Genomic DNA, 21,767 nt, shown 5'->3' with positions numbered 1-21,767 from the left:
AAAGGATAGGGACGCATATGTATCTGAAACCAAGCTAAATCGGTTTCATCCACCATAATGGATAATTATAAGCTGTGGAAGCTATATTTGAATTTTGAGAATTTTCTCTTTTGTTGATAAAATTATGAAAGATTAAAAATATTACAAGCTACATAAGGGGGACTCTAGACAGTGAAGAATTGGAAAAGCCTAGTCATTTTAGTACTTGCTGCACTTCTTCTATCCGCTTGCGGAGACAAAGCCACAACAAAGAGTGGTGCGAAGTTAGTGGAGGAAGGCAAATTCGTTTATGCAGCTTCAGGTGAATTCAAGCCTTTCAGTGTGACGAATAATGATGGAACCATGTCAGGTTTCGATATTGAAGTGGCAGAAGCCGTAGCGAAAGAAATGGGTCTTGAACCCGAACAGAAGAAATTTAAATTTGCAGGAATTGTAGAAGGGGTTAAATCCGGACGTTTCGACGCGGCGGTTGCCAGTCATACGATCACGGAGGACCGTTTGAAGGAAGTAGACTTCTCAACTCCTTATTATTATTCAGGGCCACAGATTTTCGTCCGCAAAGACAGTGATGTTGAAACTCTGGATGATTTAAAGGATAAGGAAATTGCCGTTTCCAAAGGATCCACGTACTCAGATACAGCCAAAGAAGTAACGGATCAGATCAAGGCGTATGATAGTGATGTTGTCGCACTTGAAGCGTTAAACAAAGGGAAACATGATGCCGTCATTACAGACTTCATCACAGGTAAAGAAGCGATCGCTTCGGGCCTCGACATTGAAGCGCGTGAGCTGATCGGCCGCAGTGAGCAGGCAATCGCCGTGAGTAAAGATAATGAAAAGCTATTGAAAGAAGTCAATAAAGCTCTTGAAGCATTAAGAGAAGACGGTACATTAAAGAAAATCAGTGAAAAATATTTCAAAACAGACATTACATCAGATCCTGAGAAAGAGTAAGAGCAGCATGACACAGAGCGAATGTGCTTCTATGCGCATTCGCTTTTTGTCTTAATGGGAAATAAATTGAACGGAGGGAAGTCCATGCACTTTTTAGAAACCTTTGCCGGTACATATGATGTTTTTCTTAAAGGGATGTTGCTGACATTCCAATTAACTTTTGTATCTGTCCTGATTGCGATTGTGATCGGTTTGTTTTTCGCTTTCCTTAAGATTTCAGGGATCAAACCATTGTCCCTGATTGCGGATTTATACATTTTCGTTGTAAGGGGTACACCATTAATCGTTCAAATCTTCATTTTCTACTTCGGTTTGACTTCATTGAATATTTCAGGCTTCTGGTCTGTCATCATGGGCCTTGCATTCCATAATGGAGCGTATATCGCAGAGATCTTCCGCGGGGCCATTCAATCCATCGACAAAGGGCAAATGGAAGCGGGTCGTTCCCTTGGAATGTCACTTGGCCTATCCATGAGAAGGATCATCCTTCCACAGGCATTCAGGCGTGCCCTGCCGCCCCTTGGGAATCAATTCATCATTGCATTGAAGGATTCATCCCTTGCTTCCTTCATCGGGATGTTTGAATTGTTCAGCGTGGCGACGACACTCGGTTCGAATAACTTTGATTATATGACGTATCTGCTCGTTGTAGCGATCTATTACCTGGTTCTCGTCTTACTATTCTCAACGATCGTCAATGTAATCGAGAAACGAATGTCTATCAGTGATTAAGAATAAGTGGGAGGGATGAGTGTGAGTCAGGAAATGATTAAAGTAGAAAAATTAAATAAATCCTTTGGTGATTTACATGTATTGAAGGACATTGATATCAGCGTAAGGGAAAGTGACGTGGTTTGCCTCATTGGAGCCAGTGGATCAGGGAAGAGTACATTGCTTCGCTGCTTAAACTTCCTCGAACTGAAAGATAACGGGACGGTTGTCATCGAAGGGGATGAAGTCAATCAGGATACCCATGATTTGAATAAAATCCGTCAGAAGGTAGGAATGGTCTTTCAGCATTTCTATCTCTTCCCCCACAAAACCGTATTGGAAAATGTGATGGAGGCACCGGTGTACGTTAAGGGTGTCTCTAAGACGGAAGCAAGGAAGGATGCCAAAGCGCTGTTAAAGAAAGTCGGCCTTGGGGATAAAGAAGATGTCTATCCGTCCAAGCTTTCAGGGGGACAGAAGCAGCGTGTTGCCATTGCGAGGGCCCTTGCCATGAAACCGGATATCATGTTGTTCGATGAGCCCACTTCGGCACTGGATCCGGAATTGGTCGGAGAGGTACTCGCTACCATGAAGGAGCTTGCTTTAGAAGGAATGACGATGGTCGTCGTGACCCATGAAATGGGATTTGCACGTGAAGTGGCCGATTGGGTCGTCTATATGCATGATGGCCGCATCGTCGAAGTGGGGCCGCCAGAGGAATTGTTCCATTCTCCAAAAGAGCAGAGGACGAAAGAGTTCCTGGACTCGGTTCTCTAATAAACATGAAAAAGCCCGGATGCCATTCCGGGCTTTTTTGCGTTGGATTACTTTTTTCTTACAAATAATAAATAGACACCGATCCCGATAATGACGATGGGCCAGAATTCCCAAGCGGTTCCAACGCTTCCTTCAATGAACCCGAACCATCCAACCACTTTATCAGAGAAAAGCAGGATGATAGAGAGTGTCAGAAAGAGAACCCCTTGAAATAAGCCGGCACGTGTCTTCTGGTATCTGAGCAGGAAACCGAGTGCAATGATGAGAATGAAAGTTCCCATATGATCCGGCCAAATATCAAGTTTATTGACCACGTGAAAATGCAGGCCGAATCCGACAAGTATCGTCCCGGGGAGGATGGCTTCATAATCCCTTCCCCCGTATCCCTGCCCGAGAAAAGCAAGTCCGACAATGAGAAGCAAAGTGGGCCACGTGAAAAATTCCTGAAATAATACGATGTTTGCCTGCTGTAAATAAAAGTAAGCGCCAAAGCCAATTAAAATGATTCCGGGGAATATCCGCTGCTGTTTCATCCTCTTCCTCCTGAAAATTAGTAAAATTACGGTTTTACATCCTATCTTTTAAGGGAAACTAACACATACTATTAAAAATAAATCCCTATGTACCGTTGAATAGTGAGAAACCTTTCGATTACTTGATTCTTTAGGCTTGTTTTGGTACCCTACATTAGTAGGGAAATGTCGAAATTTAAAAGATTTACAAAGAATTGAAAATGCTTTCAAGCTTATTTCCTCTTCTTCTTAAATGTAATGATGAAATGAATGTTTAGCAAGTCCCGGAAGAAGCATTAGGTTCTACCCCTTAAATGTAGCATAGGTTTCAATTTCTGTTCACATTTCGGGGCCTGAGGACTTATTTGGACATGTTATAATAACAGTAATGATTTTACTTGGGGGTGTAGTGCATAGCATGTATACAATAGTCGTTGGTTTAAATTACAAAACGGCCCCTGTAGAGATTCGTGAACGTTTATCTTTCAACGAAACTGATCTTCCTTCAGCAATGAAAACATTAAAGGAAAAGAAAAGCATCCTTGAAAATGTGATTGTTTCTACATGTAATAGAACGGAAGTCTATGCGGTAGTGGATCAGCTTCATACAGGTCGTTATTATATTAAAGATTTTTTATCTCAATGGTTTGATATAGATAAAGAGGAGTTCACGCCCTATCTGTTCATTTATGAACAAGAAGGAGCGGTCGAACACCTGTTTAAGGTTGCCTGTGGATTGAACTCCATGGTACTCGGGGAAACCCAGATCCTTGGTCAAATCCGTTCAAGCTTCCTGAATGCCCAGGAATCGGGTGCAACGGGTACCGTATTTAATCACCTGTTTAAGCAGGCCGTGACCGTTGCCAAAAAGGGTCACTCGGAAACAGAGATTGGTTCCAATGCGGTATCAGTCAGCTATGCGGCCGTTGAATTGGCTAAAAAGGTTTTCGGCAGCCTGGAGGGTAAGCATGTCCTCATACTTGGGGCCGGGAAAATGGGGGAGCTTGCCATCAAGAATCTCCATGGCAGCGGAGCCACCAAGGTGACTGTGATCAATCGCACATATGAGAAAGCCCAAACTCTTGCAGAGCGTTTCAGTGGTAATGCGAAAACGATGCAGGAGCTTCAATGTGCCCTTGTGGAAGCGGATATCATGATCAGTTCCACGGGAGCAAAGGACTTTGTCATCACGAAAGAAATGATGTCCCACGTGGAAGGCATGAGGAAGGGGCGTCCCCTGTTCATGGTGGACATTGCAGTACCGAGGGATTTAGATCCTGCGATCGGGCAGCTCGAAAGTGTATTCCTTTATGATATAGATGATTTGGAAGGCATCGTCCAGGCGAATCTGGCCGAACGCAAAAAAGCGGCTGAACAAATCGAAATCATGATCGAAGCAGAAATCGTTGCGTTTAAAGAGTGGTTGAACATGCTCGGTGTGGTACCTGTCATCTCCGCTCTCAGACAGAAAGCACTTGCCATACAGGCGGATACGATGGAAAGCATCGAACGGAAAATGCCTGACCTTTCAGACAGGGAACGCAAGGTACTGAATAAACACACGAAGAGCATCATCAATCAGCTATTGAAAGATCCGATCCTCCAGGCGAAGGAATTTGCGGGTCTTCCGGATGCAGAAGATAAATTGGATCTATTCATCAACATTTTTAACATTGAACAACAAGTGTTAGAGCAGAAACAAGTGAAAGCAGCCAACGAAAAGACTGAGAGCGATCATAGCTTTACACCACAACCCTCTTTTCAAGCATAAGTGAGGTTAATGTCGATGTTTGAACAAACGATGACCAGGCTGCACGAACTTATGATTGTTCTGTATGCTATTAGTATTCTCTTTTATTTTATAGATTTCTTAAACAAAAACCGGAAGGCGAACCTGTTTGCCTTCTGGTTACTTGCGATTGTTTGGGTCCTTCAAACAATCTTTTTATTTCTATACATGATGAATACAGGCAGGTTTCCGGTCCTGACCATCTTTGAGGGACTTTATTTTTATGCCTGGGTGCTCATCACCCTGTCCCTGATCATCAACCGATTGCTGAGGGTGGATTTCACTGTCTTCTTTACAAATGTACTCGGATTCATCATCATGGCGATCCATACTTTCGCACCGGTACAGGTGGAGTCCCAGGCGATGGCGGAGCAGATGGTATCCGAACTGTTACTGATTCACATTACGATGGCCATCCTCTCATACGGGGCCTTCAGTCTTTCCTTTGTGTTTTCCCTTCTCTATCTCCTCCAATTTAAATTATTGAAGGAGAAAAAATGGGGGCAGAGGTTATGGAGGATCAGTGATTTGTCCAAGCTTGAGAAGATATCCTATATCTCTAATTCCATCGGGGTAGCGATGCTTCTGTTGAGCCTGATCTTAGGGCTGCAATGGGCATACATCAAGCTTCCGGAATTTCTATGGTATGATCCAAAGATAGTAGGATCATTCATTCTATTGATTTTATACAGCAGTTATTTATACCTTCGCATTAAAAAGAATGTCTTTGGTAAATCATTAGCGTTTCTTAATGTAGCAGCCTTCTTGATTATATTAATCAACTTTTTCTTAGCTAGTCGGTTGTCTTCATTTCATTTCTGGTATTCATAAGTTTTCAGGAGGTCATTATGAGAAAAATCATTGTTGGTTCAAGACGAAGTAAATTAGCCCTTACCCAAACCAATTGGGTGATCGATCAGTTGAAGGCACTCGACCCTTCTTACGATTTCGAAGTGAAGGAGATTGTGACGAAAGGGGATCAGATCCTGGATGTCACCTTATCCAAAGTTGGCGGTAAAGGCTTATTCGTAAAAGAAATCGAGCAGGCGATGCTGGATAAAGAAATCGACATGGCCGTTCACAGTATGAAAGACATGCCGGCGGTTTTACCGGAAGGACTGACCATCGGAAGCATTCCGGTTCGTGAGGATCACCGTGACGCGTTTATCAGTAAGAATCATGTTGCCCTCAAAGACCTCCCAGGTGGAGCGATCGTGGGAACGAGCAGTCTCAGGAGAGGGGCTCAAATTCTGTCTGTCAGACCCGATCTTGAAATCAAATGGATCCGCGGCAACATCGATACACGCCTCTCGAAACTTCAAAATGAAGATTATGATGCCATCATCCTGGCAGCGGCGGGACTGTCACGCATGGGATGGACGTCGGATGTCGTTACGGAATTCCTTGATCCGGATCTTTGCTTGCCGGCAGTCGGTCAAGGGGCCCTTTCCATCGAGTGCAGAAATGACGACGATGAAGTTCTCGAATTGCTTGAGAAATTCGCGTGTGAAGAAACGACGAGTACCGTGACGGCTGAACGAGCTTTCCTGCATAAAATGGAAGGTGGCTGTCAGGTGCCGATTGCAGGATTTGCGGAGCTAAAAGACAACGGTGATGTTGCATTGACCGGACTTGTCGCTTCTCCGGACGGACAGACGATCTACAAAGAATACATGACGGGTCAGGATCCGAAAGAAGTTGGAGAAAGAGTGGCTGCAAGCTTAACAAAGCAAGGTGCAAAAGCCTTGATTGATCAGGTGAAAGAGGAGCTGGATCAATAATGAAGGGTAAGCGGCCTTTAGAACAAGTAAAGGTTTTGATTACTCGTGGCAATGAGGGATCCAGTGAAACCGGGTCCCTCATTGAAAACGAGGGAGGGGTACCCATTTTGGTACCGCTCCTTCATTTTCACCCCCATATAGATCCGTTGGAGGTTTCGCTTCATACTACCCTGCATACATACGAATGGATCATTTTCACCAGTAAAAATGGGGTGAGGTTCTTCCTGGAAGCATTAGAAAGACTGGGGATCCCTTTACCCTCTTATACCGGCAAATTTGCTGCCGTCGGGACCAAGACGGAGCAGTATTGTCATAAATACGGAATACCGATTTCTTTTGTTCCGGAAAATTTCACAGGCGATGACTTCGCCGAGGAGTTCATATCTAATGTGAAGCCTGATGGTCACGTCCTGATTCCAAAAGGGAATCTGGCAAGGAATGTGATTGCAACGGAATTAACCTCCGCAGGAGTCACCTGTCAGGAATGGGTCGTCTATGAAACGGTCCTTCCAGAGGAAAGTTTCGTGCAGTTGAAAACAATCATTGAAAAAGAACAAGTGGATATCATTACATTCACGAGTTCATCCACGGTGCATCATTTTATGAAGGTCATCCGTCACTATTCTCTGTATGATCACATTAGGGACATCCCCATTGCGTGCATCGGACCGATCACAAAAAACACGGCAGAACAATACGGATTACATGTAAATATCTGTCCAAGCGTTTATACTGTAAATGAAATGGTGAATGAGATGAAAGAATTCATCTCTGCCTGTTAGCTATCAAACATTAGGAGGCTTTTATTATGAAAGACCTGCAATTCAATCGTCACCGCCGCTTACGTCAATCGGAAACGATGCGTGCGCTCGTGCGGGAGACACATCTAAGAAAAGAAGATCTGATTTATCCTTTATTTGTTGTGGAAGGGGAAAATATCAAGAATGTCGTTCCGTCCATGCCGGGTGTTTATCATATTTCACTGGATAATTTACAAGCTGAAATGGATGAAGTGGTATCACTCGGGATCAAGTCCATCATTCTTTTCGGTGTTCCAGCAGAAAAAGACGAGTTGGGGAAACAGGCATATCATGACCACGGGATCGTCCAGGAGGCAACGCGTTTTGTGAAGGAACGTTATCCTGATCTTGTTGTCATCGCAGATACTTGTCTTTGTCAGTATACAAGTCACGGTCACTGTGGAATCGTCAGAGATGGGAAAGTCCTGAATGACGAGACACTTGATCTGTTGGCCAGAACAGCGGTCAGCCAGGCTGAAGCGGGAGCCGACATCATCGCCCCTTCCAACATGATGGATGGATTCGTGGCAGCAATCCGTCACGGTCTGGACGAAGCAGGCTACCATGATGTGCCGATCATGTCATACGCTGTGAAATATTCATCAAGCTTCTATGGTCCTTTCCGTGATGCGGCTCACTCAACACCTCAATTCGGAGATCGCAGAACGTATCAAATGGATCCTGCGAATCGCTTGGAAGCCTTAAGGGAAGCCCAGTCGGATATGGAAGAGGGTGCCGACTTCCTTATCGTGAAACCGGCCCTTTCGTATCTTGATATCATGCGTGAAGTGAAAGACCGTTTCAATGCACCGGTTGTCGCTTATAACGTAAGTGGAGAGTACAGCATGGTGAAAGCAGCGGCTCAAAACGGCTGGGTAAACGAACAGGAAATCGTCATGGAGAAACTGACCAGCATGAAACGTGCCGGGGCAGACCTCATCATTACGTATTTTGCAAAAGACGTCGCGAACTGGTTATCCTAATTGGTGGAGAATTCCTGTCAGGATGACTGAAAGATCACTAAAGGAGGAACCGATATTGCGTTCATATGAGAAATCGAAACAAGCATTCAAGGAAGCAGTAAACCTGATGCCCGGCGGAGTGAACAGTCCCGTCCGTGCGTTCAAATCCGTCAACATGGATCCGATTTTCATGGAAAGAGGAAAAGGATCGAAAATCTATGATATCGATGGGAATGAGTACATCGACTATGTCCTGTCCTGGGGTCCGCTCATTCTTGGTCACAGCAATGACCGGGTAGTGGAATCCATTAAAAAAGTGGCCGAAAACGGGACGAGCTTCGGTGCTCCCACAGAAATTGAAAACAAACTGGCCCAACTGGTGATTGACCGGGTGCCAAGCATTGAGATCGTCCGCATGGTGTCTTCGGGTACAGAAGCGACGATGAGTGCCCTGCGTTTGGCCCGTGGATACACAGGCCGCAATAAGATCATCAAGTTCGAAGGCTGTTACCACGGACATGGAGACTCTTTATTAATTAAAGCGGGATCCGGTGTTGCGACCCTCGGTTTACCGGACAGTCCCGGTGTTCCTGAAGGGGTTGCAAAGAATACGATCACGGTGCCTTACAATGATCTGGAAAGCATCCGCTATGCCTTCGAACAATATGGTGATGACATCGCCGGTGTGATCGTCGAACCTGTTGCCGGAAATATGGGTGTTGTGCCTCCGAAACCCGGCTTCCTGGAAGGTTTGCGTGAAGTAACGGAAAACCATGGTGCCCTACTGATCTTCGATGAAGTCATGACAGGCTTCCGTGTCGGCTATGGCTGTGCCCAAGGCTTCTACAATGTGACGCCTGATTTAACCTGCTTAGGGAAAGTCATCGGCGGGGGACTTCCTGTCGGAGCATACGGCGGGAAAGCGGAAATCATGGAAAGGATCGCGCCAAGCGGACCGATCTATCAAGCCGGGACCCTTTCAGGGAACCCGTTAGCCATGACGGCTGGATACGAAACACTCAGCCAGCTCACCCCAGAAACATATATCGAGTTTGCCCGCAAAGCGGATCTACTGGAGGAAGGCTTAAAGAAAGCCGCGGAAAAATATAACATCCCTCACAGAATCAACCGTGCAGGCTCCATGATCGGAATCTTCTTTACAAATGAAGAAGTATCGAACTACGAAGGTGCCAAGTCTTCGGATCTGGAGATGTTTGCCGATTACTACCGGGAAATGGCCCATGAAGGGGTATTCCTGCCACCTTCTCAATTTGAAGGACTTTTCTTATCGACAGCCCTTACGGATGATGATATCGAAAAGACCCTTCAGGCAGCTGAAAAGGCGTTTGAGAAAATCAGCAAAAAGTAATAATGATAGCCGATCCTTTTTAAGGATCGGCTATTTATATTCGTTTTCCTATCATATTCCTCCTTTCCGTTTCATAAAGTGATAATGGCATTGTTTACTATTTCTTTGTTTGGAACCTGAAAGGAGGAATTTTCTTTGTCACAAGAACATCAATCGTGTTTACGATTTTCTTTGGAAGAATCAATTTGGTTCAAAAAAGGACAGGAAGTTGAAGAATTGCTATCTATCTCCTTAGATCCTCATATAACGATACAAGAACAAGAGCAGTATGTACTTATCAGGGGAAGCCTTGATTTGACTGGTGAGTATTTACCGACATCATTTAGAGAAGAAGAGGAAGATGAGTTCGAAGCAGGTGGGAAGTTCGTGCAGACAGTGGAAAAGAGGGAGAGGGGTGAATATGAATTTGTCCATCGATTCCCGGTGGATGTCACAATCCCTAAAAATCGAATCGCGAATTTAGGCGATATCGATGTGTATGTTGAGTCCTTTGACTACATCGTACCTGAAAATGCCTGTTTAAAGCTGAACGCGGATTTGACCATCACCGGCATCTACGGTGAACAGCAAGCTCACACTCCTCTTGAAGCAGAACATGAGAGAGAAGAAGAATTCGAGCCCCTTTATCGTTCAAGTGCCGTAGCTGAAGATGTGGAAGAAGAGGTGGAAACCGAAGAAGAGGAAGAAAGAGAAGATGTGTACGAATACGAGAACTATGATGAAGAAGAAATCACGGGTTATGTTGAAGAAGACGAGGAAGAAGAGGACCGGGATGACGAGTATCAACCGTTTAATCTGGAGGGAAGGACTCCACCGGGTGAACAGGAAGATGAAATTCCTGTTCAGATTCAATATGATACACAACCGGCTCCTTCCTATGAGGAAGTCCACTACCGGAAAGAAAATGTTTTCGAGCTTCCCCAGCATGAGCTGAGTGAGTCGTCCGAGGAGCAGCATGCTGAACCGAATGCCGCTTATACACCGCCTCCTGGACCGAAATACAAGGAGCTTGAGATAGAAGAAGAAGAGTCTTCTTCCTCATCAGCCGTAGAAGCAGAGATGGAGGAAGAACAGGAAGAAAAGAAAAAGACCAAGGGCAAAAAGAAGTATGAATCCATTTCATTAACTGATTTCTTTGCCCGGAAAGAAGAGGAAAGGGGAGCGACTCTTCGGGTATGCATCGTCCAGGAGGGAGAAAACCTGGATTATATAGCTGAAAAATATGATTTGACCATTCCACAGCTATTAAGGGTGAATCAACTCGAAGCGAACCAGGACGTATATGCCGGGCAGGTTCTTTATATCCCGCACAGTGAGTTCGTTTTCAAGGGATAAAGGAAAATAGCAAGGTCACTCCCATCAGAGGACCAAGAAAGAGACTCAATGTATTATAGATGAAACGACGGGGCTGACACCAAATTCTTTGGAGTTGGTCCGTTTTTCTTTAGAAAAGTAATCTTAGAAGGTGAGAGGAATGGCGCAAACGCTGGAGGGATTAAAGCCTGTCTTGCAACCTTATGGGGTCGATCCTCATTTTGTTGAAAGTTACGGAAGGATTTCGAAAGTATTTTCAAATAAAGGCACTCTGGCCGTCAAACAGCTTCCAGCCCATAATGGAGTGGACTTCGTCCGGAATGTACAAATGCTGTTTCAGCGGGGCTATAATCGGATCGTACCGATTTATCCCACCCTGGATGGCCGCTATGCTGTGTGGAATCAGGGGGATCTATATTATGTGATGCCCTGGCTGATGAACCAGGAAAGAGAAGATCAATTTGAAAAGCACCAAAAGATGTTCAGGGAATTGGCGAGGCTTCACACTCTTTCTTCACATGAAGTGAAGATCGATAAGGAAGAGAGAGAATCCCATTATGAGCAGCTGACATCGAGATGGGATAAAGAGCAGGCGTTTCTGGATGAATACGTTGAAGCATGTGAAAAGACCACCTACATGTCCCCTTTTCAATTTCATTATTGCATGTATTACAAGGATGCTTCACAAGCATTGAAGTTTTCCCGTAAAATGCTGGATGAATGGTATGAGGACACGAAGGAGCTTGAAAAGGTAAGGACCGTGATCACCCATGGAAAGGTTTCGACGGAGCATTTTTTATTCGATGAAAGGGGGCTGGGGTATTTTCATAACTTTGAGAACTCAAAGATGGCTTCCCCGTTTCATGATCTCCTCCCGTTTTTGTCGAGAACATTGAAGACCTATCCTAAATACTATGAGGAATGTATTGAATGGCTGACCACCTACTTTCAGCATTTTACCGTCCGGAATGAAGAGCGGCTCCTGTTCATGAGCTACCTTGCTTATCCGAGCTCCGTCATTGCCGTTGTGGAAAAATACTTCCATACCCCGAAGGATAAGCGGAATGAACGGAAGTCACTAAAGAAGCTGCAGCGTCACTACTGGTTACTGAAAAATACCGAATATGTGGTCATGCGTCTGGATGAAATGGAAAAGCAGAAGAAAGAGCAGGCCGAGCAGGCTGAATAAAAAAAGGACTGACGAATCCACCTTTCGTCAGTTCCTTAAATCCAATCGAAGTAAATGGCGAGGCCGATACCGATAAACAGGGTTAACAGAAGGACATCAAAAGTGGTTGGTAAGAGAATCGTGCGGATGCCTTGAAAGATGGTAAAAGGTATGATGAATTGCTTACATATTAATCGGGCGTTGCCCATCCATTTCTGTAGGGTGTACTGGTTGATTTTTTTCATCATCATCCACTCACTTTCCTGGGTATATTCACTACTTTATCTTATGAATCGTTTGATAAATGGTGCCTATGAATGGGCAAAATGAATATTTTTCAATGAAAATGCCAATAATGATTGACGAAAGTTTATCTTATCCTATACTATAATGAGTAAATAAATAATCATGAAAAGCAATGAACAGGAAGAGTACATTGGTCCTTACTTTCAGAGAGGAAAATCGTTTGCTGAGAGATTTTCTACGTTAAGACAATGGAAGGTCGCCTGAAGAGCTGTTTCTATGAATGTCAGTAGTAGAAGCCGGTTAAAAGCCGTTATAATCGTCGAGAGTTCAGGAGGTTTCTTACTCCTGAGAAAAAAGGTGGTACCGCGAATGGAATCCTTCGTCCTTTTCACAGGACGGGGGATTTTTTTATTTTTTTTTAGAACGATATAGGAGGAAATCACATGGAAACTCAAGATCAACAATTATCAATGCCGACAAAATATGATCCGAATGCCATTGAACAGGGCCGGTACAAATGGTGGCTTGAAGGGAAATTCTTCGAAGCGACAAACGATAAGGAGAAGGAACCGTACACCATCGTCATCCCGCCGCCGAACGTAACGGGGAAACTTCATCTTGGCCATGCCTGGGACACAGCGCTGCAGGACATCCTGACAAGAATGAAACGCATGCAAGGGTACGACGTACTATGGCTGCCTGGAATGGACCATGCCGGAATCGCCACTCAGGCGAAAGTAGACGAAAAACTCCGCAGCCAGGGAATTTCACGCTATGACCTCGGTCGTGAGAAATTCGTGGAAGAAACATGGAAGTGGAAAGAAGAATATGCCGAGCACATCCGTCAGCAATGGGCGAAAGTAGGGCTGGGCCTGGATTACAGCCGCGAACGCTTCACCCTTGACGAAGGCCTGTCCGATGCCGTTCAGAAGGTATTCATCGATCTTTACAATAAAGGCTTAATCTACCGCGGGGAATATATCATCAACTGGGATCCTGCGACGAAAACGGCCCTATCCGATATCGAGGTTATCCATAAAGATGTCCAGGGTGCATTTTATCATATGAGATACCCGTTGGCAGACGGAAGCGGTCACATTGAAATCGCGACAACCCGTCCAGAAACGATGCTTGGGGACACTGCGGTTGCTGTACACCCTGAAGATGACCGCTACAAGTACCTGATCGGTAAAAAAGTCATCCTTCCAATCGTAGGACGGGAAATCCCGATCGTCGGTGACGATTATGTGGATATGGAATTCGGTTCCGGCGCGGTGAAAATCACACCTGCCCATGACCCGAATGACTTTGAAATCGGTAATCGTCATAATCTTGAACGCATCCTGGTGATGAATGAAGATGGTACGATGAACGAAATGGCTGATAAATATAACGGTATGGACCGTTTTGACTGCCGTAAGCAAATCGTGAAGGACCTTCAGGACTCCGATGTATTGTTCAAGATTGAAGAGCATATGCATTCGGTTGGGCATTCGGAGCGAAGCGGAGCAATTGTGGAGCCTTATCTTTCAAAACAATGGTTTGTAAAAATGGATAACCTGGCGGAAAAATCAATCCAACTTCAAAAAGAAGAAAATAAAGTAAACTTTGTTCCGGACCGGTTTGAAAACACATATCTTCGCTGGATGGAAAATACACGTGACTGGTGTATCTCTCGTCAGCTTTGGTGGGGACACAGAATTCCTGCCTGGTACCATAATGAGACAGGGGAAATACATGTAGGAGAAGAAGCTCCTGAAGATTTGGAAAACTGGACACAGGAAGATGATGTACTTGATACATGGTTCAGTTCAGCACTATGGCCATTCTCTACCTTAGGCTGGCCGGATACAAACGCAGAAGATTTCAAACGTTATTATCCGACAAGTACCCTTGTAACAGGCTACGATATCATTCCTTTCTGGGTTTCCCGGATGATTTTCCAAGGGCTGGAGTTTACTGGAGAGCGTCCTTTCAAAGATGTATTGATTCACGGATTGGTTCGTGACGCTGAAGGAAGAAAAATGAGTAAGTCTCTTGGGAATGGTATAGACCCGATGGATGTCATCGAAAAATACGGTTCCGATTCCCTTCGTTACTTCCTGACAACGGGAAGCTCACCAGGGCAGGATCTTCGCTTCTCATTTGAAAAGGTTGAGTCGGTTTGGAATTTTGCGAACAAGATCTGGAACGCATCCCGTTTCGCACTGATGAACATGGATGACATGACATATGATGAAATCGATTTATCAGGTGAAAAATCCGTAGCGGATAAATGGATCCTCACCCGATTAAATGAAACGATTGAAACGGTGACGCGCCTTGCAGACCGTTATGAATTCGGTGAAGTTGGACGCTTACTATACAACTTCATATGGGACGATTTCTGCGATTGGTACATTGAAATGGCGAAACTGCCTCTATACGGTGAAGACGAAGTTGCGAAGAAGACGACCCGTTCGATCCTTGCTTATGTTCTCGACAACACCATGAGACTACTGCACCCGTTCATGCCGTTTATTACCGAGGAAATATGGCAGAACTTGCCGCATCAAGGCGAATCGATCACTTTAGCAGCGTGGCCGACGGTTGACGATAAGCTGACATATCAAGCGGCAGCAGAAGAGATGAAGCTTCTGGTTGATATCATCCGTTCTGTACGGAATGTTCGTGCCGAGGTGAACACACCGATGAGCAAGCAAATCAACCTGATGCTGAAAGCCAAAGATGCACATACCTTGACGATCATCGAAAAGAATCAATCGTATATCGAGAAATTCTGTAACCCAGAGAGACTTGAGATGGGCACAGAATTAGAAGCACCGGAAAAAGCGATGACGGCAGTCGTGACAGGTGTGGACCTGTATCTTCCATTAGAAGGCCTGATCAATATCGAAGAAGAAATTGCCCGTCTTCAAAAAGAACTGGAAAAATGGACAAAGGAAGTATCCCGTGTCCAAGGCAAGCTTAATAATGAAAAGTTTGTAAGCAAAGCCCCTCAGAAAGTAGTGGACGAGGAAAAAGAGAAAGAAAAAGATTATTTAGAGAAACAAGCGACTGTGAAAGCGAGAATCGAAGAGCTTAAATCGGTTTAATGTGACTGAATCAATAAAAGGTAAGGGAGAGGGCTATAAAATCGGGTCTGTTTGATAAGGGGTATCCCTCATCATTCAGGCCAGATTGTGGCCCTTTTTCTAATGAAGCCTATGTGGGAGTGGGAAAATTGTTGAATTATGATCAAGCGGTCACGTGGATACACTCAAGACTCAGACTTGGAATCAAACCGGGATTGATGCGGATGAATCACCTGTTGGAGGAACTCGGGAACCCCCATCAAAAGCTGAAAACCGTCCATATCGGTGGAACGAATGGGAAAGGGTCCACCGTTACCTACCTGAGGAATGTGTTACAGGAAGCAGGATACACCATTGGAACCTTTACTTCCCCTTACTTTGAACGGTTCAATGAACGGATCAGCATGAATGGAGATCCCATCAGCGATGAGGATTTGACGCAGCTTGTCGAAAAGGTTAAGCCTATTGCGGAAATGATGGAACAATCGGAATGGGGTGCTCCCTCTGAATTTGAAGTGATTACGGCCATGAGCTTTTATTATTTTGCCGAATTGAAACCCGTCGACCTGGTCCTCTATGAGGTTGGGCTCGGGGGAAGATTGGATTCGACGAATGTCATCACCCCAATGGTTTCCGTGATCACGAGCATCGGAATGGATCATATGCAGTTTCTTGGGAGCAGATTGGAAGATATCGCGTTTGAGAAAGCGGGTATCATCAAACCCAATGTACCTGTCATTTCAGGGGTTCTCCAACCTAAAGCAAGGAATGTAATCGAAGAAACAGCCCTTGAAAGGGAATGTGATGTATTCCAACTTGGTCAGGATTTTACTGCCGAACGTCTCGCCTTATTGGAAAAGGGGGAAAGATTCGAATACAGATCCCCTCTGCAACACAAAGTGTTCGACCTTTCCATGCTCGGAACCCATCAAATCCATAATGCAGCACTTGCCATCAAAGTCGCCGAGCTCCTTATGAAAAATCAGGAGATGAAAATAGAACCTGAACACATCAAGAGTGGATTAAAAAAGGCATCATGGCCAGGGAGAATGGAGGCTTTATCCGATACACGTGAGATTTACATTGATGGTGCCCATAATCCAGAAGGAGTGGCAGCCCTTGTGAAGACAATCAAGGAGCGCTTCCATTATAAAAAAGTGACCGTCCTTTTCTCGGCACTTCACGATAAAGAGTTAAGGCCGATGATCTCTCAATTGGAAGAAGCAGTGGATGATATCGGATTTACGACCTTTGATTTCCCGAGGGTAGCATCGGTGGAAGAACTTTATGAAGCTTCCACACACCCAAATAAGGTGGAAGTCCATGATTGGAAGACGTATCTTGAAGAGAAAATCGAGGTCATGCAAGAAGACGATGTCCTTCTCATAACCGGATCCCTCTACTTTTTATCAGAAGTAAAACCATATTTACTTCCTTTATTGGAAAATTACAGAAAAAAGTAAGTGACTTTATTCTGGTGCTTTGATAAAATATTCTTAAACTTGTGACTATTTAACTAGTATAGTATGATCAGACTATATTAAATTCATTGTACCTATGGGGGATAGATATGACGTTACCATTGAAGAAAAAGCTGTACATATTGCTGGCATGGCTTGCGGTTGTACCGGCCGGTTTGTATTTCACATATCAATACTATCCCCCTGAAAATATTGCAGGTTATGAGCTTGAGTTTATTACATTAGTGGCATTTGCCACGTTTATCCCCCTCATGCCCATTGTGATCAACGGTGCGACCATCTTCTTCATCCAGTGGGTGACACTCGTCGGGTTCATCAAGTATGGTCTGTTTATTGAGATCGTACTGATGCAGTTCTCTATCATCCCCTTACTCATAAGGCTCCGGGTGACGAAGAACGACTGGCACAGGATCCCATTGAATTCATTGATGTTCTTTTTGGTCTCATGTATCAGCGGATTGATCTATTTTATGGTCGGTGGGGAAATAGCCGAAAGGGAAATCGGTCAGCTGATTTTACCGATCCTTTGTTACCAGATCGTATCCATTATGATCAATCAGATCCTCCTCCTTCTCTATCATCATTATGTCGCTAACAATGACGTGCGTTTTTACAGTAAGGATTTTGTGTGGGATTTTACCGCCAATATGATCATGTTCCCTCTTTCTCTCTCACTCTATTATTTGACATTTGAACTCGGGGCGTTTGCCTCGTTACTGATTGGAGTCCCGTTCGTCAGTCTCTCCATCATCTTAAAGCTCTATAATTCATCCGAGAAAATCAATGAATACCTCCAAAAAGCAGGGGAAATCGGGCATCAGCTAACAGAGAGCCTCAAGGTCAAAGAAGTCCTGGATATCTTCATCGAGAAGATCATCGAGACCCTCCCTGTCGAATATGCCTATATCCTCGATTGCCATGAGGAGGGGTTGGTACTGCTCAGACGTTTTGAAAATGGGGAAATGAAAACGAATAATCTCCGACCCCTCAAGAAAAATCAGGGAATCAGCGGCGTGGTTTGGGAAACGGGGAAGTCCGTCCTTTATACGTCCCGGTCGGAATGGACCGACATCGCCGAGGGCTATATGCCGGAGGATGTTGAAAGCGTGTTATGCGTGCCCATCGTCAGAAGCCAGAAGGTGAGAGGGATCCTTCTTCTCGCTTCATCCAAAAAGAAAGCGTATGAGAAATTCCAATTGATGATCGTCGATATCCTATGCTCCTATTTCGGGATTGCCATTGCCAATGCAAGGCACCATGAACGGACGAAACAGAACAGTGAACGATGTGCTCTCACAGGTCTCTACAATTACCGCTACTTCGAGGATCTACTTTCCATGGAATATAACAATCTTGAGGCAGGTAAAAGAAAGAACCTCTCCCTCATCATGCTGGATCTTGACCACTTCAAAGTGATCAATGATAACTATGGTCACCAGAGCGGTAACGAAATCCTCATACAGCTGGCCGAACGCTTACGTGCATTGATATCCACGAAAGGAACCGTGGCAAGATACGGTGGGGAGGAATTTGTGATCCTCCTTCCCGACACGGAACGGAAAGAGGCACTCAGCATCGCAGAATATGTCAGGGGCACGATTGCCAATCAGCCGTTCACGCTCCATGACAGCCTGGACGAATCAAACAAACAGATGATGGTCAGGGTCACGGCGAGCATCGGGGTCTCGACTGCACCGGAAGACGCAGACGATACATTGGCGTTGATCCGTCATGCCGACCGTGCCCTGTATACAGGAGCAAAGCAGGCAGGGAGGAACCGGGTGGCGCAGTATGTGAAATAGGAAAAGGATGTCTAAAGTAATCGTGGACATCCTTTTTTATTGAAAATATCATTTAGTGAGTATTAAGTCCTATTAAAATAGTTTGAAGATTGATATAATGAATGCATTATAGGATAACCAAAAGAGGGATATTATGAGAATACAGCCAAAAATTCCATTACTGTTCATCCTGTTTCTTACACTGCTAGTGAATTCGACCATAACATACGCTGAAGAAAATTCAGATTTGCATGTGGATTTTAATGCCACACCGTCACAAGAGGTGATCGTGAAGCCGACCGATGGGAATGCAAAAGCATCTATAGACTTCACTATTATTCCTGCAGGGGAAGTGAAGGAGGCAAAGCGTCCTCCAATCGATGTCGTTTTTATCTTTGATAAATCAGGCTCGATGAGCAGTACAAGGGATAAATTGCAAAATGCAAAAGACGGACTGACCAGTGCCGTCCAATTCTTTGAGAAAAACAAACAACCAAACGACCGCTTTTCTCTCATTACCTTTTCTTCGGAGATTGAAACCATCCTTCCGCTAAGCAATGACCTCGATTCTATTAAAACGTCTATGTTACATACCACTGCTTATGGAGGCACAAATTATACAGATCCTCTGCGTGCTGCGAAAAACATGCTGAGAGATTCCAACAATGAGAAGTACATTATCTTCCTGACAGACGGACAGCCGATGATTGCAACGGCCGTTGAAAAAGTAAAAAAAGAAGAATGTACCAGGCCATTTTGGTTTTTTTGTGGTGAAACAGATATTGTCGAGAGTGATCAACAAGTGATATACGATTTCCAAAACAGATATAATTACAACAGATGGCTTCATAAAATATTTTCACCGGATAATAGTAAGTTGAAATCTCTATACATTCCATCCGCATTTTCAATGGATGGCATTTCATTTAAGACGGGGTGGTACAACCCAGCGGAATTGGAAGCAAACAGTCAGCAGATGCAGGCACTGATCAAGCAAAAAGGGCTTGAAGTATCCAAAGAATTATACAACTCCAAAATCACCATGCACACCCTCGGATACGGGGAAGGCGACCTTGACGACCGATACCTTCAAATGCTGGCCGCACAAACTTCCGGCAGCTTCATCAAAGCAGGTGAGGGGAGTGTCTCGGGTGCATTTGAAAAGCTTGCGAATAAAATAAATTCCGTTAAATTGGATGGAGAAGTAATAGTACCATTGCCGGCAAATGTAACAGTGGACCGCAATCAGTATAAAGTGGTCAATAATACGGTATATTTACCGCTTTCCACTGTTTATGAAGCGGGCCAGGGAGCACCGTCGCCTATTACTCTATCTTTACCTGTGGAATTTATGGCGAAAGGCACGTACACATTTAATAATTTAAAAATACGATACAAAACAGCAGAAGAATCCGCCTGGAGATATACTGTTAATAAATCGGTAACCATCCAGGTAAAAGACGATGCACCTGCTTCCGTTACAGGAAAGCTTGAACTGAATAAAATCAATCAGGAATTGTTCAATTTAATTATTGAGCAGGGAAAAGATACAAGCTCATTTACGGGTAAGTATCAGCTGGAGTTCGGTGGCCTGGTAAATCCAAATGCCAAGGGGAATTTGAGTGATATCACCATCTATCAGCCTTTGCCTGAAGGAGTGGAAGTGGAAGCAGGCAATGGGATTTCAGTTGAAAATGTGGATGGTCAACGAACGGCTGTCATAAGATTGACCCAAAGGGTGAATTTTGAGAATGGAGCATTTTCCAAGCCCGCACTTTCGGCCAATATGAAGATGAAGGCCATATGGGCCATCAATAATGTAAAGATGCCTCAGCCGAAGGTTTCTTACGTTGATTCGAGGTATGGTACGAAAGTGGTCAGTAATTTGAATCCTGATCAAAGTGAACTGAGTGCAAAAGTAAGAACGCGGCAGTATTATGATCAAAAAGAATACGCTTATGATGGCTATTCTAACGGGACGATAAAAAAAGTAAGAGTCTCAGGGCAGGGTGAAACGACTGTAGCTGTTCTCGAGCCGGGAGTGAACAACGGCTACCCGAATAAAGCCGTAAAGGAATTAACGGCTGATTCCACTCAACTAACGATCACGTATAAAGATGGATCAATTTCAGTACTATCATTTGTTCCTGCTCTGACGGTAAAGGATGCGGTAACCCAGCAAGTATTGGAAGACGGGGCTGTCATATCGAATCAGGCTGAATTTTATCTACCTACCGGTGTTCCGGGAGACGATGTGAATTATCAATATCGAATTTTGAATGAGGATGAACCGATAGAAGGATGGGCTGCCATCGAACTCCAGGAAATGAAAACCCTCGACATGTTCGGGGAAAATGAAGTCCAGGTGAGAGCAAGCGGAGGATTTGCCCTCGAGAATTATATTATCGGGAAAACCATTTCGATCGAAGGGGACGACCTAATACGTGTTCCTTCCATCATCGAATTATATGTCGGTGAAACGAAGTCATTCGATATTGATGTCTTTCCTTTTGGAAAGCCAAATAATAATTACAATGTTAAGGTAATCCAAGGTGATGACGGGGTGATCAACTCTGAATATACCAGAGTCAATTCTACCAAGGACAATAGAATGACCGGTTTATCCCCTGGTGAGGATATTGTTGAAGTAGAAACGAAAAATGGAAAGTTCAAAAAGAATATCCGTGTTATCGTGAAGTCCAGGTTCGTTGACCTTGAAAGCATGGAATTCACCAAATCGAAATATACACTGCTTCTAGAGGGGAACGATTTCGACATTTATTCTAACTTGATCTTTAATCCTGCGGATGCGACCAACAAAAATATTAAGGCTGTCACTGATACAGGGAATGGGATAGTCGAGATTACAAGGGAAAATGATGTGTGGAAGCTAATTCCGAAGAGTAAAGGTGTGACGACCATCACTGTAACATCCGAAGAAAACCCCGACATAAAAGCCATGGCCATTTTTGAGGTGGTTTCCGAAGAAGATGGAGGTCCTGGCTCAGAAGAGGGAAGTATAGATGGCAGGTGGTAAAGTGAAAAGCG

17 protein-coding genes and 1 other annotated feature are annotated in these 21,767 nt (G+C 44.4%); of the genes, 15 read left to right on the top strand and 2 right to left on the bottom strand.

Annotation, left to right across the window (positions count from 1 at the left end; all coding sequences use genetic code 11):
* The first annotated feature begins 171 nt into the window (after positions 1-171).
* The 3 genes from NQ095_RS17265 to NQ095_RS17255 all read left to right on the top strand — a co-directional run bounded on the left by NQ095_RS17265 (position 172) and on the right by NQ095_RS17255 (position 2,442).
* Positions 172-954: a transporter substrate-binding domain-containing protein gene (locus NQ095_RS17265; protein WP_258264678.1), complete on the top strand. Its 783-nt coding sequence runs from the start codon at positions 172-174 to the stop codon at positions 952-954.
* A gap of 84 nt (positions 955-1,038) precedes the next feature.
* Positions 1,039-1,686, top strand: a complete 648-nt coding sequence (locus NQ095_RS17260; protein WP_258264677.1) for an amino acid ABC transporter permease — start codon at positions 1,039-1,041, stop codon at positions 1,684-1,686.
* Positions 1,687-1,719: 33 nt separating this feature from the next.
* Entirely contained in the window at positions 1,720-2,442 is a 723-nt protein-coding gene (locus NQ095_RS17255; protein ID WP_258264702.1) for an amino acid ABC transporter ATP-binding protein, read from the top strand.
* 47 nt (positions 2,443-2,489) lie between these two features.
* Here the strand turns inward: NQ095_RS17255 and NQ095_RS17250 are convergent, their stop codons facing one another.
* Positions 2,490-2,975, bottom strand: a complete 486-nt coding sequence (locus NQ095_RS17250; RefSeq protein WP_258264676.1) for a LiaI-LiaF-like domain-containing protein — start codon at positions 2,973-2,975, stop codon at positions 2,490-2,492.
* A gap of 397 nt (positions 2,976-3,372) precedes the next feature.
* Between NQ095_RS17250 and hemA the strand changes: the two genes are divergently transcribed.
* The 8 genes from hemA (at position 3,373) to ysxE (ending at position 12,158) form a co-directional block, all read left to right on the top strand.
* Positions 3,373-4,725, top strand: coding sequence for a glutamyl-tRNA reductase (gene hemA / locus NQ095_RS17245; protein ID WP_060670927.1), 1,353 nt, complete (start codon positions 3,373-3,375; stop codon positions 4,723-4,725).
* 15 nt (positions 4,726-4,740) lie between these two features.
* The gene (gene ccsA, locus NQ095_RS17240; RefSeq protein WP_258264701.1) at positions 4,741-5,574 is read left to right on the top strand and encodes a cytochrome c biogenesis protein; all 834 of its coding nucleotides are present in this window, start codon (positions 4,741-4,743) and stop codon (positions 5,572-5,574) included.
* Positions 5,575-5,591: 17 nt separating this feature from the next.
* Entirely contained in the window at positions 5,592-6,524 is a 933-nt protein-coding gene (hemC, locus tag NQ095_RS17235) for a hydroxymethylbilane synthase (protein ID WP_258264675.1), read from the top strand.
* Positions 6,524-7,306 carry a uroporphyrinogen-III synthase gene (locus tag NQ095_RS17230; RefSeq protein ID WP_258264674.1) on the top strand — a complete coding sequence of 261 codons (783 nt, stop codon included), beginning with the start codon at positions 6,524-6,526 and terminating at the stop codon, positions 7,304-7,306. Before hemC ends, NQ095_RS17230 begins: the two co-directional genes overlap by 1 nt.
* Before the next feature lie 26 nt (positions 7,307-7,332).
* A complete protein-coding gene (hemB, locus tag NQ095_RS17225) occupies positions 7,333-8,307 on the top strand; it encodes a porphobilinogen synthase (RefSeq protein WP_258264673.1) in 975 nt (324 codons plus the stop codon).
* Positions 8,308-8,362: 55 nt separating this feature from the next.
* Positions 8,363-9,655: a glutamate-1-semialdehyde 2,1-aminomutase gene (hemL, locus tag NQ095_RS17220; protein ID WP_258264672.1), complete on the top strand. Its 1,293-nt coding sequence runs from the start codon at positions 8,363-8,365 to the stop codon at positions 9,653-9,655.
* 135 nt (positions 9,656-9,790) lie between these two features.
* A complete protein-coding gene (gene spoVID / locus NQ095_RS17215; protein ID WP_258264671.1) occupies positions 9,791-10,990 on the top strand; it encodes a stage VI sporulation protein D in 1,200 nt (399 codons plus the stop codon).
* Positions 10,991-11,129: 139 nt separating this feature from the next.
* Positions 11,130-12,158 carry a spore coat protein YsxE gene (gene ysxE, locus NQ095_RS17210; RefSeq protein ID WP_258264670.1) on the top strand — a complete coding sequence of 343 codons (1,029 nt, stop codon included), beginning with the start codon at positions 11,130-11,132 and terminating at the stop codon, positions 12,156-12,158.
* A 35-nt stretch (positions 12,159-12,193) separates the two neighbouring features.
* On the opposite strand, the gene NQ095_RS17205 is transcribed toward ysxE, so the two are convergent.
* Entirely contained in the window at positions 12,194-12,382 is a 189-nt protein-coding gene (locus NQ095_RS17205) for a hypothetical protein (RefSeq protein WP_034760497.1), read from the bottom strand.
* A gap of 164 nt (positions 12,383-12,546) precedes the next feature.
* Positions 12,547-12,773: a binding site (T-box leader), on the top strand.
* A 53-nt stretch (positions 12,774-12,826) separates the two neighbouring features.
* Between NQ095_RS17205 and NQ095_RS17200 the strand changes: the two genes are divergently transcribed.
* The 4 genes from NQ095_RS17200 (at position 12,827) to NQ095_RS17185 (ending at position 21,756) form a co-directional block, all read left to right on the top strand.
* The gene (locus NQ095_RS17200; protein ID WP_258264669.1) at positions 12,827-15,478 is read left to right on the top strand and encodes a valine--tRNA ligase; all 2,652 of its coding nucleotides are present in this window, start codon (positions 12,827-12,829) and stop codon (positions 15,476-15,478) included.
* A gap of 131 nt (positions 15,479-15,609) precedes the next feature.
* A complete protein-coding gene (locus NQ095_RS17195) occupies positions 15,610-16,920 on the top strand; it encodes a bifunctional folylpolyglutamate synthase/dihydrofolate synthase (protein ID WP_258264668.1) in 1,311 nt (436 codons plus the stop codon).
* A 107-nt stretch (positions 16,921-17,027) separates the two neighbouring features.
* Positions 17,028-18,740 (top strand): sensor domain-containing diguanylate cyclase, encoded by a 1,713-nt coding sequence (locus NQ095_RS17190; RefSeq protein WP_258264667.1) that lies wholly within the window; start codon positions 17,028-17,030, stop codon positions 18,738-18,740.
* A 133-nt stretch (positions 18,741-18,873) separates the two neighbouring features.
* Positions 18,874-21,756 (top strand): vWA domain-containing protein, encoded by a 2,883-nt coding sequence (locus tag NQ095_RS17185; RefSeq protein WP_258264666.1) that lies wholly within the window; start codon positions 18,874-18,876, stop codon positions 21,754-21,756.
* Positions 21,757-21,767 lie beyond the last annotated feature (11 nt).

The sequence above is a fragment of the Rossellomorea sp. SC111 genome (genome assembly GCF_024733565.1).
In the GTDB taxonomy this organism is placed as follows: domain Bacteria; phylum Bacillota; class Bacilli; order Bacillales; family Bacillaceae_B; genus Rossellomorea.
This window is presented reverse-complemented; position numbering and strand designations above follow the sequence as displayed.